Raw genomic sequence first — 15,278 nt, 5'->3', positions numbered from 1 at the left:
CGGCGAGCGCGATCCCTCCTCCCACGACGACATTGCGGCGCGTGAGGCCGGATCGGGTGTCGGAGGTCATTGTCTTCCTTTCTGAGAAGCAGTCGAAGCAGTGATGCTGGGGCGCGGCGAACAGATCCGCGTCATGGCGGGCGGTGAAGGGGCGGATGCCGCGAGTCCGGACGCCCTTCGAGGAGGCGTCCGCGTACGGAGCGGAGTCGGCGGAGGACGATCGCCGTGTGAGCGGCCGGTCGCTTCGAATGCGGGGGTCAACATGTGCGCGTGTCGTACGGCACCGCGTACTCCTCGGTCACGGTCTCACCCTCCACGATCACCGTGACCACCGCGGTCACCTCGTCGCCGGGGATGCTCGCGGCCCGCGTGGTGAACGCGTGGCTCGACTTCTTGCCGGCGGCGAGCTCGGAAACGGTCTTGGAGCCGTACGGCGTGCTCAGATCGATCGCCACCGCCTGCTCACCGTCGTTGGCGGCTGTGGCCGTCAAGACCACCTTCGACGCGACGCAGCGCGATGCCACGGCGAGCTCGACATCGATGACGGGCTCCTCGACAGCCGCCGCCCACGCCTCGAACTCGAGGATGCCGCTGGATCCGCCGGCGCTCGCCTCGCCCCACGCCTGCATGAGCGCACGGAGCCTGGTGGTCGTCACCGGGGCGAAGGCCACCTCGTTGATCGCCGTGGACGAGCGTCCGTAGGCACCGGCGGTCTCGACGTCCTTCCATTCGCCGGTGGCGAGGTCGACGTACTGCAGCTTCCATTCCCGGGGCGGGATCATGCCCACTCCCGATGCGTCTGTCGAGTCGCGGAAGAACAGCACCCCTGCCCGGTCGATTGTGACGATGCGGTCCCACTCGAGTTGCACCCACTGCTCGCCCACGTTGGGCCACGTGCCCCACGAGGCGCCGGTGAGAGCGCCGTCGTTGACGGCGGCGACACTGTTCCACGACGACGTGTACGACGCGGTCGCGGTGGCGATGGGAGCGATGTTGCCCTCCAGGGGCGCGTCGGGGGCCAGCGGCACCGTGACGGTCGCGAGCGCCGACACATTGCCTGCGGCATCCTTCGCCCGCAGATACACGGTGTGGCGCTGGGCGTCGATCTGCACCGGTGCGCTGTAGGCGTTCCAGCCCACCGGCGCGTCGATCGCGTATTCGACCACCGCAATGCCCGACCCGCCGTCGGCTGCGGCCGCGCTCACCGTGCGCGCGGCGACGTCGAGCGTGCCGGCGACGGTGGGATCGGTGGAGTCGATCCGCACGGTCGTCGAAGCCTCGCCGGAAGTGTTGCCCGAGGCATCCGTCGCCCGCGCCCGCACCGTATGCTCGCCGTCGCCCGACACCGTCGTCTCGGCGTAGCGCACGTTCTCGTTCTGCTGCCAGGGGCCGTCGCCGACCGCCAGGTCGACGCGCGTGCGCAGGTCGCGATCATCGACCGCCGTCGCGCGCACCGTCACCGGCGAGAGGAACCAGCCGGCGGCGCCGGCGACGCCCTTCGCGGCGAGGGACACCTCTGGCGCGGTGGTGTCGAGCGTCTCGCCGAACACCTCGAGTTCGCCGAGGCCGACTGCGGCGAAGGACTCGCCGGATGCGGACGCGGTCATCACGATCCGGATACCGGTCGCCTCCACCTCGTCGAAGGTCACCGCATTCGGCTCGCCGGCTTCGGTCGAGTAGGCGTCGGCACCCGTGACGTCGCTCCACACGCCACCCGCGAGCGCCTGCACCTTCCACGATGCCGGAAGCGCCACGTCGGCGTCGCCGCTCCAGAAGTGCGCGGTGACCGCATCGACGCGCACCGTCTCGTCCCACGTATAGCCGGCCCAGAGCGACTCCGGGTTCTCGTCGGACGCCGAGCTCCACACCGGCTCTGCGGCGCCGGTGTACACCAGACGCCCATCGTTCAGCGCTTCGAGCGAGGCGCCGTCGGCTGTGTGCACGGCGGCGGCGGCTCCGGCGGGCGCGAGATTCACACGCCACGGGTTCGCACCGCGGACGGTGACCGTCGCGGTGGCTCGGCCGGCGGCGTAGCCCTCGACGAACCCTCCCACCGTGAAGGTGCCAGCTGCGGCGTAGTCCTCAGGGGCGACGGCATCCCAGCGCACCGCGCCGGGCAGCGAGTCCTCGCCGTACACGAGGGCGACCGTCTCGGGAAGCTCGGGCGCGACGCCGATCTCGGTCTCGACCGAGACCCCGGCGACGGAGTCGGGCTGCGCCGCATGCACCTCCCACTCCTCGACCGCGACAGCTGCGTACGAGGGGGGATTGGCCGCGTTCGGCGATGCGTTCAGCACCGCCCGCAGGCGCGTGGTGGTCACCGGGTCGAACGTCACGGTGTGCAGCTGCCGCGTGGCGGTCGGATAGGTGCTCGCGTTCGGCACGTCGACCCAATCGCCGTCCGCCCAGTACTGCAGCACCCACGACGCGGGCGCGGCGACGCCGTTGCCCGTGCCGGGCTGCGCGTCGTTCCAGAACTGGATCTTCGTCGAGCCGACGCGCACCGCGGCGTCCCAGTCGTACTGGATCCACTGCTGCGCGGGACGGTTGGCGGTCCAGCTGCCCCACATGTCGGGCGGCAGCGGGTTCGGGCGGATGATCTCGTCGTTGAGCGACTTGATCCAGTACTGCGTCGGAATCGGCTCGTTGGACGCCGATGACGTCGCCCACGGCGCGACGTTCGACCGCGGCGTGAGGTTCGGTCCTTTGACAGGCGTCGTGGTGACAGGCAGGATGCGCGCGGGCGTCTGTGTGTCGTCCCACTCGAGACGGTCGATCGCGACCGACCGACGGAAGTGGTTGCCGCCCACCGCGTCGGCGGTGTGGTACGCCAGGTACCACTCGCCCTTGAACTCGGCGATCGCCGGGTGGCTGGTCGTCGACGACACCGGCGCCAGGATGCGACCGCGGTATGTCCACGGACCGAGCGGGCTCGATGCCGTCGAGTAGGCGATGCACGCGTGATAGTTCGCCGGCGTGCAGGTGCTGGTCGGTCCGGCGTTGTTGGCCGCATAGGCGAGGTAGTACGTGTCGTTGCGCTCGAACAGCCACGCGGCCTCGAAGAAGCCGTTCACGCCGCTGGAGATCGTCGTCGGCGACCCGATGCGCGTCTTCATGTCGCTCTGCAGCTCGAGCGCCATCAACCGGCTGAAGCTGCCCCAGTACATCCACACGCGACCGTCGTCCACCAGGACGGTGGGGTCGATGTTGTGAGCGTCGTTGCCGAGGATCCGCTGCGACACGATCGGGCCCCCGGCGTGATCGGTCCACGGGCCGAGAGGCGTATCGGACACGGCGACGCCGATGCCGAACTTGTCGGACGCCGGACTGGCCGCCTCGTGCACCGGGACGTACCAGTAGTAGCGGCCGTCCACGCCCTCGACGACCTGGCCGGCGTAGGCGCGGCCGGGGGTGGCCCACGCGAAGACCGTCTCGGGTCGCATGAGGGAGGGGTGGTGCTGCCAGTCGCCGCCGTCGACATCGGTGGTCGAGAGGGCCTGCCACTCGTTCATGATGAAGTCGTTGGTGGTGGCGCCGGCCTGGTCGCGGCCCGCGTGGATGTAGAGCGTGTCGTCGACGGCGAGCAGAGACGGATCGGCCGAATACACCGAGCCGTCGCCGATGATCGGGTTCTCGGTCGCCGCGTAGGCCGGCGCCTGCGCGAGAGCCACGAGCAGCGCGCCCACCAGTCCGGCCGTGACGCGGGGTATCAGTGTCCTCGATTTCGGAACCACGTTGTCCACTCCTCTGGAGCCTCGGCGTCGCTCCTCAGCGAGCGACCGCTGCTCGGACGTTATCGGTAACAGCGGTCGGTTCGCAATGCTTTTCGATGTTTTCGAAACGCGGATGCCGTCCTCGGAGACGACGGGGGCGGCGACGGGATAACCCGTCGCCGCCCCGTCGCTATCCGCGAATCAGCCGCAGCTCTTGGCGGGGTAGTCCGCCTCCACCGTGGTCGTCGAGCCGCCGGCCGCGGTGGCCGTCACCGAGACGGTGCCGGCAGCGACCGTCCCGGCGCGGACGGCGAATGCGTGGCTCGCCGACTTGCCGGCCGCCAGATCCACGATCTGCTTCGTCCCGAAGGAGGAGGTCACCCCGAGGGTGAGTGCCTCGTCATCCTCGTTGGTCGCCTTCACGATCAGCTGGATCTTGCCCGCGACGCAGCGCGGCTCAGCGGTTGCCGTGATCTGCGGACCAGGAGGCACCCCGTCCCCGACCGTGAGCGTCAGCGTGGTCGAGGTCGCCCCCGCCGTCCCGACGTACGGCGGAAGGACCAGCTCTCCGCGAATCTCGTAGACACCTGCGGTGTCTACGACCGATTCGTCGAAGTCCCACTCCACGCCGATCGCACGGTTGTCGCGCGAGCCGTCGTTGTACGACACGGCGACGCGCTCGGGCAGCCATGGCAGCTCGCCGATGTCGACCGACTGCTCGAACTCCTGCACACCCTGGATCGAGATCCCGCCCTGCGAGGTCTCCGGCCGCACATAGATCTGCGCCTCGCTGATGAGGCCGTACGCGGTGTTCGTGCCGTACACGGTGAACGGCTCCACGTTGGTCTCGGCCACCTGTTCGGCCGTGATCTCCTGCCACGTGAACGGCACCGAACCGCGTGTGCCGCTGGCGAACACCACATCGAGCTCCGCCGGGAGTTCGGGGATCTCGCCTACGGCGGTCCGGATCACCACCGGCGCGTCGACAGACGAGACGGTCTCGCCGTTGACTCGCCATCGCAGAACGCCGGTGCCGGCGCCCGTACCCTGTACGCCCGTGATGCGGATGCGCAGCTGGCTGGCCTCGACCGGCTCGAACTCGAGGCGGTTGAACGCGTTGCGATTCAGCGCCCCGGCGTACGTGGAGCCGTTCGTGAGGGTGACCGGCGTCCAGTTCGCGCCGTCGCTGGAGTGCTCGACGACATATGTGTCGGGGCGCGGCATCCGCGTTCCGCCGTTGTCGTCGTACCAGTAGATCTCGGTCGAGCCGACACGCACCGGCGACTGCCACGTGTAGCGCAGCCACGCGGCAGTGGCCGCAGAGGTGCCGTTCGCGGCTTGACCCCACGTGCCCCAGCCGTTGCCCGCTCCGGGGCTGGAGCTCGTCGGGGTCGTGGCTTCGTTCACCCGGTTCTGGTTCTCCCACGATGCGCTGCCGCTCGAAGAGACCGTCCCCACCGCGCCGTACTCCGCCGAAGTGGCCTTCTCGGTGAGCTCGAGCTCCACGTCGCGATGCGTCGTGAGCTCGCCGTCACCGGCCTCGAGACGGAACACGTAGGTGCCGGCGACCGTACCGGTCACGGTGGTGCGCAGCGCGCTGTCGTCGCCGAAGATCACGCCCGCACCCTCCGGCGCCGAGACGGTCGTCCAGCCGTATGTGAGCGACCCGCTCTCGGGAATGCCGTCGTCACTCACGGTGCCGACCAGGGTGGTCGACAGGTTGCCGTCGCTGGAGCGGTCTGCCACAGCGGTGACGACGGGCGGGTCGTTGACGACCGCCGGCACCTCGCGACCGGAGTCGAACACCTGAATCTCCGAGATCGCGGTGGAGAACGACGGAGCGTTCGTGAACGCCAGGCGCACCTTGCTCGCCGTGACCGTCTCGAACAGGGCCTCGTTGAACTTCGGCCCCGGGATCTTCGGTGCCTTGAACGCGTCGGGAACGGTCACCCACTCGCCGGCCTCGTTCTGCACCTGCACGGAGTAGCCCTGCGGCTGTCGGTACCCACCGACCTGGCGGTCGCTGACGAACCATACCTTGACGTTGTCGAACTGCTGCGGTGCGCCGAAGTCGAGGTCGATGTAGCCGTTCGCCTCGGTCGTGCCGTGGTTGCCCCAGTAGGGCTCGTTCACGGTCGTGCCGTCGATGACGGCATCGAGCGAAACCGGTCGCTCCGTCTCGGTGATGGCGCCCGGCGTGTAGTTGTAGTTGCCGAGACCTGGAGTGTGGAACTCGCGCCATGGCGCCGGCCGTGCACCCTGTTGCGTGTACGACGATGCGAGCGTGGCGCCGGCGGCGAGGTTCGGGGCGTCCTCCTCCAGGTCGATCCCGGCAGTCTTGAGGTACGCGACCACGCGAGCGTCGTCGATCGGTGTGTCGACGGCACTCGGAATGTCCGCGCCGTCCTCCGAGGCGACCTCCACGTTCAGGCCCTCGTCCGACTCGATGATCTCGTTGGCGGCGGGGTCGTAGACGAGCCTTCCGAGGTCGTCGGCGGTCGCCTTGCGCTCGCCGTCGACGAAGAGGCTGTACCCGGCGCCGAGGCCGTACTCGGAACCGTCCGCATCCCAGACGATGGTGAGGTCCTTGCCGTGATAGCGGAGGTTGTTCACCATGAAGTTCTCGTACCCGAGATCGATCGGCCACAGCTCGATCTTGTCGTCCGCGCGGGGCCGTATGCCACCCATGTCCTCCACGTAGATGTAGTTCATGTTGCCGAGCATCACGTGGTTCGGGTTGTTGCGGTTGTACGTCTTGGCCGCCGCGTTCCAGTTCGAGTAGTACTCGGCCTGGTTGGCGACGCGCGCGTCACCGTTCGGGTAGATGCTCCACGCCATCCAGTCCAGCAGGCGTGCCGCGTACTCGGGCGTGATGTACTTCTGCTCCGGGTCGTAGCCTCTCAACGCCGCCCGCACGGCGCGGTACTGCACCGTGAAGTTGATGTTGGAGAAGTTGTTCGACCCGCCGATCCCGAACTTGGCGCGGTCGTACTGGTTCGCCGTGTAGAAGGGGAAGATCGGGAAGTTGTCGCCGTAGCGGAGGAAGCGGAAGCCGTCGGCGTAGTCGGCGGCGTCCTGCTCGGGGATCAGTCCTTCGGAGTAGATGTCGTAGAGATTCGACTCCTTGGCGGGGATCAGGTCGCGCTCAGCCGCACTGAGCGGGTTGGCGCCGGATCCCGAGGACGCCGCCGCCTGCGCACCGTGAGACGTGCCGGCGAGGAACATCCGCATCTCCTCGCTCCACAGGCGGTCGAGCACTGCGGCCTGGATCTCGTCCGCCTTGCCCTGCACCTCGGCGACCTTCGCCTCATCGGCGCCGGACTGCTGGTAGAGCTGAGCAGCCGCATCGAACGCGCCCCACACATACGCCGACTCCGGACGCTCGATGGTGCGCGCGCCGGGAGCAGAGGCGTTCGTCTTCGGATAGCCGAAGGTGATCGCATCCGAGTCGTTGCCGGGCATGTAGTTCGTGTCGTAGGCGATGAGCTTGTCGTCGTTGCCGTCGTAGTGCTCGAGCTGGCCCACGCCGTCGCCCTCGAAGTACTTCGCGAAGCGCTCCGCGATCGCGGGGCCTCCTCCGTAGACGTTGTACGCCTCGAGGCCGGCGGTGCCGAGGTACTGCGAGTAGTGGTTGTTCCAGCTCGTGTGACCGGGGCTGTCGAGGAACGCGGACGATCCCGACAGCTCGCCGACGTTGAGGATCTGCCCGTACGCGAGGTACGGATTGCGGATCCACTTGGTGTCCTGCAGGTGCATCGGCTGCGTGAGCACGACGGAGTTCTGGTAGAGGTTCACGCCCTCGATCGTGGTCGGATACTGGTACACGTAGCCGGACTCGTTGGTATCGAGTGCGTTGTAGCGCTCACCCCACCAGCGGTAGACGATCGCCTTCTCGATCGCCGCGTCGGGCACGTCGATGTAAGGGATGTCCTGTGCCCACCGCTGGTTGAACTCGGTCACGCCGTCGCGGAACGCCTCGGCCGGGGTCTTGGCGGCATACTCGCGGGCCTCCTGCAGGCCGGCGGGCATGCCCTCGCTGTACAGTGCGCCGACAACGGAGAGTTCGACGGTGCCGCCGGCCGGGACGGTGATCTCGCGGTCGAGGTTCGAGCCCGAGCGCACGAAGCCGGGAGCCTTCAGCGCGATGTCGACTTTCGACCATGCGGTGTCGTTGAGTCCGTTGTTCGAGCCGCTCGTGATGGTGCGGGTGCCGATGAGCTCGTCACCCTCGCCGCCCGCGTCCGTGGTCAGCGGCGAGGCCGCCCGCACCGTGAACGTCTGCGGCGATCCGCCGGGGTTCTGGAACGCGACAGTCGTGACAGCCACATTGTCGTAGGTGATGAACTTCTTCATGTCGGCGACGACGCCGGTCGAGCCGATCGTGTAGCGAGAGGCGGCGTGGCTCGGGGCGTTGAAGCGCTGTGCACCCACTTCGGACACCGTCTGCCCCGGCACGATCACCGAGTAGAACGAGCCGAGGTTGTTCGGCCCGCCTGCGAAGGCCGACCCCGCGAATCCCATCACGTTCCAGTTGCTGCCGCCGCGCATGTAGAGCGAGCGCCCGCGGGTCTGCAGGACGGCGTTGCCCGCAGTGCCGGTCACGCCCAGGATGCGGTCCAGGTAGTAGTCGGTGCCGCCCGCGGCACGATCCTTCTGGAAGATCGCGTCGTGCATGCTGTCGGCAGTCCAGTCCACGCCGGGTACCAGCTTCTGCTCGACTTCGGCAAGGTTCGTGTACGTCGGCTCCCCGATGTCCATCGAGTCCGACTGCCCGTTCGTATACACCCCGACATCGGATTCGTTGCCGGGCACTGGTGCGCCGAACGCGGATGTGGGAACGAACGTGAGCGTGGCGGCCGTCAGCGCGCATATCGTCGCTGCGGCGGCCGCTCTTCTCGTTGACATAGGCGACATCGCCCATCCTCTCCATCGGGGAAACGGGAGACTCGGCGCGCCGCCGTCACCGATCGGCCGGGGCGAAGTGAGTCGGCGTCAGTAAAGCAGTGGGGAAAGCTCGAGCGCAATGGGTTTCGGAGTTTTCGCTGGTTTCGTCCGGTTCGGCGCGGCGCCGCTTCGAAAACCGTTGCGGCCGGCGGCGCCGTCGTCAACGCACGCTCAGCGTCGCGGGATGGTCGATCCGCGGATGACGAGCCGGACGGGAAGGTGATGGGTTCCCTCGCCGATGTCGACGCCATCGATCGCGTCGAACACGCGCTGCGCCGCCTGGCGTCCGAGCTGCTGCAGGTTGGCGTCGATGCTGGTCAACTCGGGCCGGGAGTTCGTCGACAGCACCTCCCAGTTGTCGTAGCCGATGACCGCGAGGTCAGCGGGCACCTTTCGCCCGAGTTCGCGTGCCGTGTCGAGGACGCCGCGGGCGATCTGATCGGAGCCGCAGAAGATCGCATCGACGTCGGGATGCCGCTGCAGCAGGATCGCCGCCGCGTCGCGGCCCCAATGCTCGGTCCACTCCGAGAACATCGGCTCTCCCACGAGTTCGAGCCCGGCCGCCTGGAGGCCGGACCGCGCGCCGGCGATGCGGTCCTGCGCCGCGGCGTAGGTCGGATCCCCGGTGATGTGCGCGATCCGCGTGCGTCCGCACGCCACCAGGTGCTCGATCGCAAGGCGCCCTCCCGAGTAGTTGTCGGGGGTGAGCGACAGGTCGCTGGGGTCGTCCGACGGCGCGTACGCGTAGACGACCGGCACCGGGATCTCCTGTCCGAGCGACGGCCGAGGGTCGGTCTGCCGGCCCACGACGATGATGCCGTCCACGCGCCGGCTGAGGAGCGCGCGCAGGTGGTGCTTCTCGCGGATCGCGTCGCCGCGGGCGTCGCAGAGGAAGACGTTGACCTGGCCTGCCCCGAACGCGTCCTCGGCGCCCATCAGGATCGGGATCATGAAGCGACCCTCGAGGTCGCTCGTGAGCAGCCCCACCGTGCCGGTCCGCCCGGCGAGGAGGCCCTTGGCCATCGCGTTCGGGGTGAAGGAGAGCGCCTCCGCAGCCTGCAGGACGCGCTGGCGTGTCGTGAACGCGACGTCGTCACGGTTGTTCAGCGCCTTGGACGCGGTCGCGATCGACACACCCGCACGCCGAGCCACATCGGTCAGCGTGGCGGCGCGAGGCCCGTTCTCCTTCGGTGCCACGAGCGCACCTCCTTCGGTACTCAAACGTTATCGACGACCATACTTGACGACCTGAGAGGACCCACGATAGCTTGCTCGAAATGGGTTTCGATCGTTTCGAGAGCCCATCGCACCCCCAAGGTAGCGGGCCGACCCGATCGGCGTCATCCGCTCGATGAAGAGCCAGAGGAGACAGTTGCATGATCACCACCCGACGTCGTGCCGCACTGCGAGCGGCCACGGCCCTCGTCACGGCGGGCGCCCTCATCGGCAGCCTCGCCGCCTGCGCCGCAAGCGGCGGCACACCCGCCCCCGCTGAGTCGATCCCCGCCGAGGGCGTGGACGACGGCTCGACCCTCACACTGTGGACTCGCGCGCCGATGGAGCGTCAGGCCAAGCTGCTCGTCGAGGCGTACAACGAAAGTCACGAGAACCAGGTCGAGCTCACGGTCGTCCCCAATGACGACTACGTCGCCAAGGTCGGTGCAGCGGCCGGCTCGGGCGGGCTTCCCGACCTGTTCGCCGCTGACATCGTCTACGTGCCGAACTGGGTCCAGCAGGGCCTTTTCACCGACATCAGCGCCCAGATCGACGGCCTCGACTACAAGGACTCGATCAACAAGGGGCACCTCTCGGCCGGAACCTACGACGGCAGTGAGCACGTTCTGCCCTTCGTGCTCGACCTGTCGATGCTGATGTGGAACAAGGAGCTCTTCGCCGAAGCGGGTCTCGACCCCGAGGCCGCCCCTGAGACCCTCGCCGAGTTCGCCGACGCCGCCAAGGCGATCCAGGATCTGGGCAAGGACGGCGTCTCCGGTACGTCCGCGGGCCTCAACTGCGGCGGATGCCTGGTCTTCACGTGGTTCCCGACCATCTGGGCCTCGGGTGACCAGGTCATGAACCCCGAGGGGACCGAGTCGCTGCTGGCCGGAGACACCGCGCAAGAGGTCTACTCCACGTGGAGGGACCTCTACGACTCCGGCGCCGTGGCCCCAGGCTCCGCCGACGAGACCGGCGCGACCTGGGTCGCGGGCTTCCAGGAGGGCAACGTCGGCATCATGCCCTACCCCGCGACGCTGCTGTCGAGCCTCGAGTTCGACGCGGGCGTCGCCGGCCTCCCGGGCGTCGACAGCGGCGTCTCGACGTTCGTCGGCGGTGACGGCATCGGCATCTCGAAGGACTCGGCCCTGTCGGCGCAGGCGTGGAACTTCCTCGCGTGGATGATGTCGGAGGACGCTCAGGTGCAGGTGCTGGCGAAGGACGGCAACGCCGTCTCCCGCTCCGACCTCGCGAACAACGAGTACTCGGCCGAAGACCCGCGTCTCGTGACGATCAACGAGGTGGCGGCCGAGGGCGACACCCCCGTTGCGCTGCACTTCCAGCAGGCGTTCAACGCCCCCGGCAGTCCGTGGCTGACGCTGGTGCGCAACGCCGTGATCGAAGGCGCCGACACCGTCGAGGCCGACAACGAAGAGATCTCTGCGGTCCTCGGCCAGTGATCCATCCGGGCGGGGCGCATCCGCGACGATGCGTCCCGCCCGTTCTCTCCCCCGCACACATTCCACCGAAGGAGCGACGTGACCTTCACGACAGCTGCGCGCCGAGCGCCTCGGACGAGCGGCCCGAGCAGGAGCCCCCTGGGCGGTCCCGTCCAGGGCTGGCTCTACGCCGCACCGACCGCCCTGTTCGTAGTGGCCCTGTTCGTCATCCCGCTCGTCCTCGTGCTGCAGATGTCGGCCTCCGAGTGGCCGCTGCTGCGCGGCAACATGGGCCTGAACTTCCCGCAGAACTACGCAGACGCCATCGACCTGCGACTGTTCTGGGAGGCGATCGGCTTCACTCTCACGTACACCGTGATCACCACGGTCCTCCTCATCGGCCTGGGCCTGGGCCTCGCGCTGCTCGTACAGGAGTCGACCGCATGGAAGGGCTTCCTCCGCACGGCGTTCCTCATCCCCAGCGCACTGGGCCTGGCCTCGGCATCCCTCCTGTTCTACGTGCTGTACTCGCCGTTCGCCGGCCCGTTCGCAAACCTCATGGAGTCGTGGGGATTCACCTTGCTCGGCACCCCGGAGGGCGCCCTGTGGTCGACGGTGTTCCTCATCGTGTGGCGTTACGCAGGGTTCTACATGCTTCTGATGCTCGTCGGTCTGCAGGGCATCCCGGACGACGTGTTCGAGGCCGCCCGGATCGACGGCGCTTCGCGCTGGCAGACGTTCCGGCACATCACCGTGCCCCTGCTGCGGCCGACGTTCGCCCTCACGATCGTGCTGTGCGTCACCGGATCGCTCCTGGCGTTCGACCAGTTCTACATCCTCACCAAAGGCGGGCCCGACAACAGCACCATGACCATCGTCCAGCTCATCTACAACGTCGCCTTCCAGGGGCAGAACAACCTCGGCATCGCCGCCGCACTTTCGGTGATCGTGCTGCTGGCCCTCATCGTCATCAACATCGTCCAGCTGCGGGCCTTCCGCCGCCCCGAGGAGGCCTGACGTGACCCTCACCGACACGACCTCCACGCGCACGATCGTCGCGCCCGACTACCGCGGCGACCGGCCGGCCGGCCGGCGCGGCCGCCTCGTGATGGGCATCCCGTACGTCGTCTTCACCGGCGCACTCGCGATCATCTTCCTCTACCCGCTGGTGTGGACGACGGTCTCGTCGTTCAGCCCGCAGGCCGGCTCCGCGCAGACCGACGGATGGGGCATCGGCAACTACATCTCGCTGGCGAACTTCCAGGCCGGGATCTGGGTCTACCTCGGCAACTCGCTGTTCGTGTCGCTGCTGACGGTGGCCCTCACCCTGGTGATCTCGTTCCTCGGCGGATACGCGTTCGCGCGGTTCTCGTTTCCCGGCAAGAACCTGCTGTTCCTGCTGGTGCTGGCGATCCTGATGGTGCCGTACGCGACGCTGCTCATCCCGCTGTACGTGATCCTCAACGCGATCGGCCTGAACAACTCGCTGGTCGGCGTGGCGCTCGTGCTCACGATGTTCCAGCTGCCCTTCTCGATGTTCATGATGCGCATCTCATTCGAGTCGATCCCGCGCGAGATGGACGAGGCGGCGCTCGTCGACGGCTGCAACAGCTTCTCGGCGCTGTGGCGCGTGCTTCTTCCGGCGGTCAAGCCCGGGCTCATCACGGTGGGGCTGTTCGCGTTCCTCACGGCCTGGAACGACTTCATCGCACCGCTGATCCTCATCAACGACACCAACCGGGTGACGCTGCCGCTGGCCGTCGCCAACCTCCGCGGCCAGGTGATGGGCGTCATCGACTACGGCGCCACCGAAGCCGGCGTGGTAGTGCTCGCGCTGCCGTGCGTGGTTCTCTTCCTGGTGCTGCAGCGCCACTACGTCCGTGGATTCATGTCGGGAGCGTTCAAGGGATGACAATGCAGATCACGACCCCGGCGCCGCAGGCGCCGGCCGTTCCCGGCCGCGGCCGGTTCCGCCCGCTCGGGCAGAACGAGGTTCGCATCACCGGCGGGTTCTGGGGCGAACGTCAGGCCGTCAACGGTCGCAACACCCTCGCTCACATCGAGGCCCGACTCGAGTCCGAGGGGTGGCTGCCCAACTTCGACCTCGCAGCCGGCGACGGTCTTCCCGAGCGCCGCCGTGGTCGCGAGTTCTCGGACTCGGAGGTCTACAAGTACCTCGAGGCGCTCGCGTGGGAGATCGGCCGCACGGACGACCCCGCGTTGGAGGAGCGATTCCGCGCGGTGGTCGCACGGGTCGGGCGCGCGCAAGAGGCAGACGGCTACCTCAACACGCATTTCGGGCGACCGGGCCAGAAGCCGCGGTGGAGCGACCTGGAGTGGGGGCACGAGCTGTACTGCGCAGGGCATCTCATCCAGGCTGCCGTCGCACGGGAACGCACCCGGCCCGGCTCCGACGACGGCCTCTTGGCCATCGCCCGGAGCGCCGCAGACCTGGTGTGCGACGAGTTCGGTCCCGGCGGACATGTCAAGATCTGCGGCCACGCCGAGATCGAGGTCGCGCTGGCCGAGCTGTTCCGACTCACCGGCGAGCGTCGGTACATCGATCAGGCACGCGTCTTCGTCGAGCGACACGGCCGCGGCACGCTGCGCGACATCGAGTGGGGGCGCAAGTACTTCCAGGACGACATCGCGGTGCGTGACGCCGATGTGCTGCGCGGGCACGCGGTGCGCGCGAACTACCTCGCTGCAGGCGCGACCGATGTCGCGGTCGAGACGCACGACGCCGCCCTGCTCAAGGCACTGCGCCGGCAGTGGGATCGCACCGCCGCCCGGCGCACCTACATCACCGGCGGCCAGGGGTCGCACCACCAGGACGAGGCGTTCGGCGAGGACTGGGAGCTTCCGCCGGATCGCGCGTACTCCGAGACGTGCGCGGGCATCGGATCGATCATGTTCACGTGGCGACTGCTCCTGGCCAGCGGCGACTCCCGGCACGCCGATCTGATCGAGCGCACGCTGTACAACGTCGTGGCGACTTCACCCGCTCCTGACGGTCGCGCGTTCTATTACGCCAACACGCTGCATCAGCGCGTTCCCGGAACGCCCGCCGATGCCCACGCGACATCGCCGCGCGCGTCGTCGTCGCTGCGGGCACCGTGGTTCGAGGTCTCGTGCTGCCCGCCGAACGTGGCGCGCACCCTGGCGAGTCTCGACGCGTACGTGGCTACGAAGGACGATGACGGAGTCCAGCTGCTTCAGTACGCGCCCTCCATCGTGCGGACGACACTCAGCGACGGGCGGACGGTCGCCTTCGACGTGGCGACCGACTACCCGGCAGACGGACGCGTCACCATCACGATCACCGAGGGTGCCGGCGCACCGTGGACGCTCAGCGCGCGGGTTCCCGACTGGGCCGACGGCGCCGTGCTGCGGGTGGTCACCGCGGATTCGACCCAGCAGCGCCAGGTGCCGAGCGGCCTCGTGGAGGTGCGGCACGGCTTCCGACCAGGAGATCTCGTGGAGCTCGAGCTGCCCATGAAGCCCCGCGTCTCATCGCCCGACGATCGCATCGACGCCATCCGCGGCTGCGTGGCGATCGAGCGCGGGCCGGAGGTGCTGGCACTCGAGTCCGTCGACCTCGAGCCCACCGCTTCTGGTGACATCGCACGCATCGCCGTCGCACCTGGTGCGGTGCCGTTCGAGCGAGACGGCCGCGTGTGGATCGCCGTCGTCCCGCTCGGGCCCTTCGACGACGGATGGCCGTACACCGGCAGCCGGGCGGATGCACCGGGCGCGGCATCCGTCGACGTTCCCCTCGTGCGGTACCACGACTGGGCTCAACGCGGCCCTTCGACGATGCGGGTATGGATCCCCGCCTCGAGCGACTCGGCGCCGCGGGCTGACGCCGGCCTCCCGCTCGGCGACGGCTGGACATAGCCGGCCCCGCGGGTGCCGCTCGTCGCGAGCCCTGCGACAGGTCCCGACGCAGGCAGGCGCTGCCGGACCC

The 15,278-nt window shown here is 68.4% G+C and carries 7 protein-coding genes; 4 read left to right on the top strand and 3 right to left on the bottom strand.

The window, feature by feature from the left end; translation table 11 throughout:
• Nucleotides 1-257: 257 nt before the first annotated feature.
• The 3 genes from EIO58_RS19135 to EIO58_RS05050 form a co-directional block, all read right to left on the bottom strand.
• A complete protein-coding gene (locus tag EIO58_RS19135; RefSeq protein ID WP_240658578.1) occupies nucleotides 258-3,734 on the bottom strand; it encodes a family 43 glycosylhydrolase in 3,477 nt (1,158 codons plus the stop codon).
• 180 nt (nucleotides 3,735-3,914) lie between these two features.
• Nucleotides 3,915-8,525, bottom strand: a complete 4,611-nt coding sequence (locus EIO58_RS05055; protein WP_240658577.1) for a galactose-binding domain-containing protein — start codon at nucleotides 8,523-8,525, stop codon at nucleotides 3,915-3,917.
• Between the two features lie 303 nt (nucleotides 8,526-8,828).
• Nucleotides 8,829-9,854 carry a LacI family DNA-binding transcriptional regulator gene (locus tag EIO58_RS05050; protein WP_127818581.1) on the bottom strand — a complete coding sequence of 342 codons (1,026 nt, stop codon included), beginning with the start codon at nucleotides 9,852-9,854 and terminating at the stop codon, nucleotides 8,829-8,831.
• 179 nt (nucleotides 9,855-10,033) lie between these two features.
• Here EIO58_RS05050 and EIO58_RS05045 point away from each other — a divergent pair, with 179 nt between their 5' ends.
• The 4 genes from EIO58_RS05045 to EIO58_RS05030 all read left to right on the top strand — a co-directional run bounded on the left by EIO58_RS05045 (nucleotide 10,034) and on the right by EIO58_RS05030 (nucleotide 15,208).
• The gene (locus tag EIO58_RS05045; protein ID WP_127818580.1) at nucleotides 10,034-11,332 is read left to right on the top strand and encodes an ABC transporter substrate-binding protein; all 1,299 of its coding nucleotides are present in this window, start codon (nucleotides 10,034-10,036) and stop codon (nucleotides 11,330-11,332) included.
• A gap of 78 nt (nucleotides 11,333-11,410) precedes the next feature.
• Nucleotides 11,411-12,328 carry a carbohydrate ABC transporter permease gene (locus EIO58_RS05040; RefSeq protein ID WP_127818579.1) on the top strand — a complete coding sequence of 306 codons (918 nt, stop codon included), beginning with the start codon at nucleotides 11,411-11,413 and terminating at the stop codon, nucleotides 12,326-12,328.
• A 91-nt stretch (nucleotides 12,329-12,419) separates the two neighbouring features.
• Nucleotides 12,420-13,223 carry a carbohydrate ABC transporter permease gene (locus tag EIO58_RS05035; protein WP_127818583.1) on the top strand — a complete coding sequence of 268 codons (804 nt, stop codon included), beginning with the start codon at nucleotides 12,420-12,422 and terminating at the stop codon, nucleotides 13,221-13,223.
• Nucleotides 13,220-15,208: a beta-L-arabinofuranosidase domain-containing protein gene (locus EIO58_RS05030; RefSeq protein ID WP_205789143.1), complete on the top strand. Its 1,989-nt coding sequence runs from the start codon at nucleotides 13,220-13,222 to the stop codon at nucleotides 15,206-15,208. The genes EIO58_RS05035 and EIO58_RS05030 overlap by 4 nt, the downstream gene beginning before the upstream one ends.
• Nucleotides 15,209-15,278 lie beyond the last annotated feature (70 nt).

Source organism: Microbacterium sp. CPCC 204701 (genome assembly GCF_004010105.1).
Classification (GTDB): domain Bacteria; phylum Actinomycetota; class Actinomycetes; order Actinomycetales; family Microbacteriaceae; genus Microbacterium.
This window is presented reverse-complemented; position numbering and strand designations above follow the sequence as displayed.

What these genes read in the sequence shown, in the direction of transcription:
- EIO58_RS05030 (WP_205789143.1), top strand. Translation starts at nt 13,220, where the DNA reads ATGACAATGCAGATCACGACCCCGGCGCCGCAGGCGCCGGCCGTTCCC.
- EIO58_RS05045 (WP_127818580.1), top strand. Translation starts at nt 10,034, where the DNA reads ATGATCACCACCCGACGTCGTGCCGCACTGCGAGCGGCCACGGCCCTC.
- EIO58_RS05035 (WP_127818583.1), top strand. Translation starts at nt 12,420, where the DNA reads ATGGGCATCCCGTACGTCGTCTTCACCGGCGCACTCGCGATCATCTTC.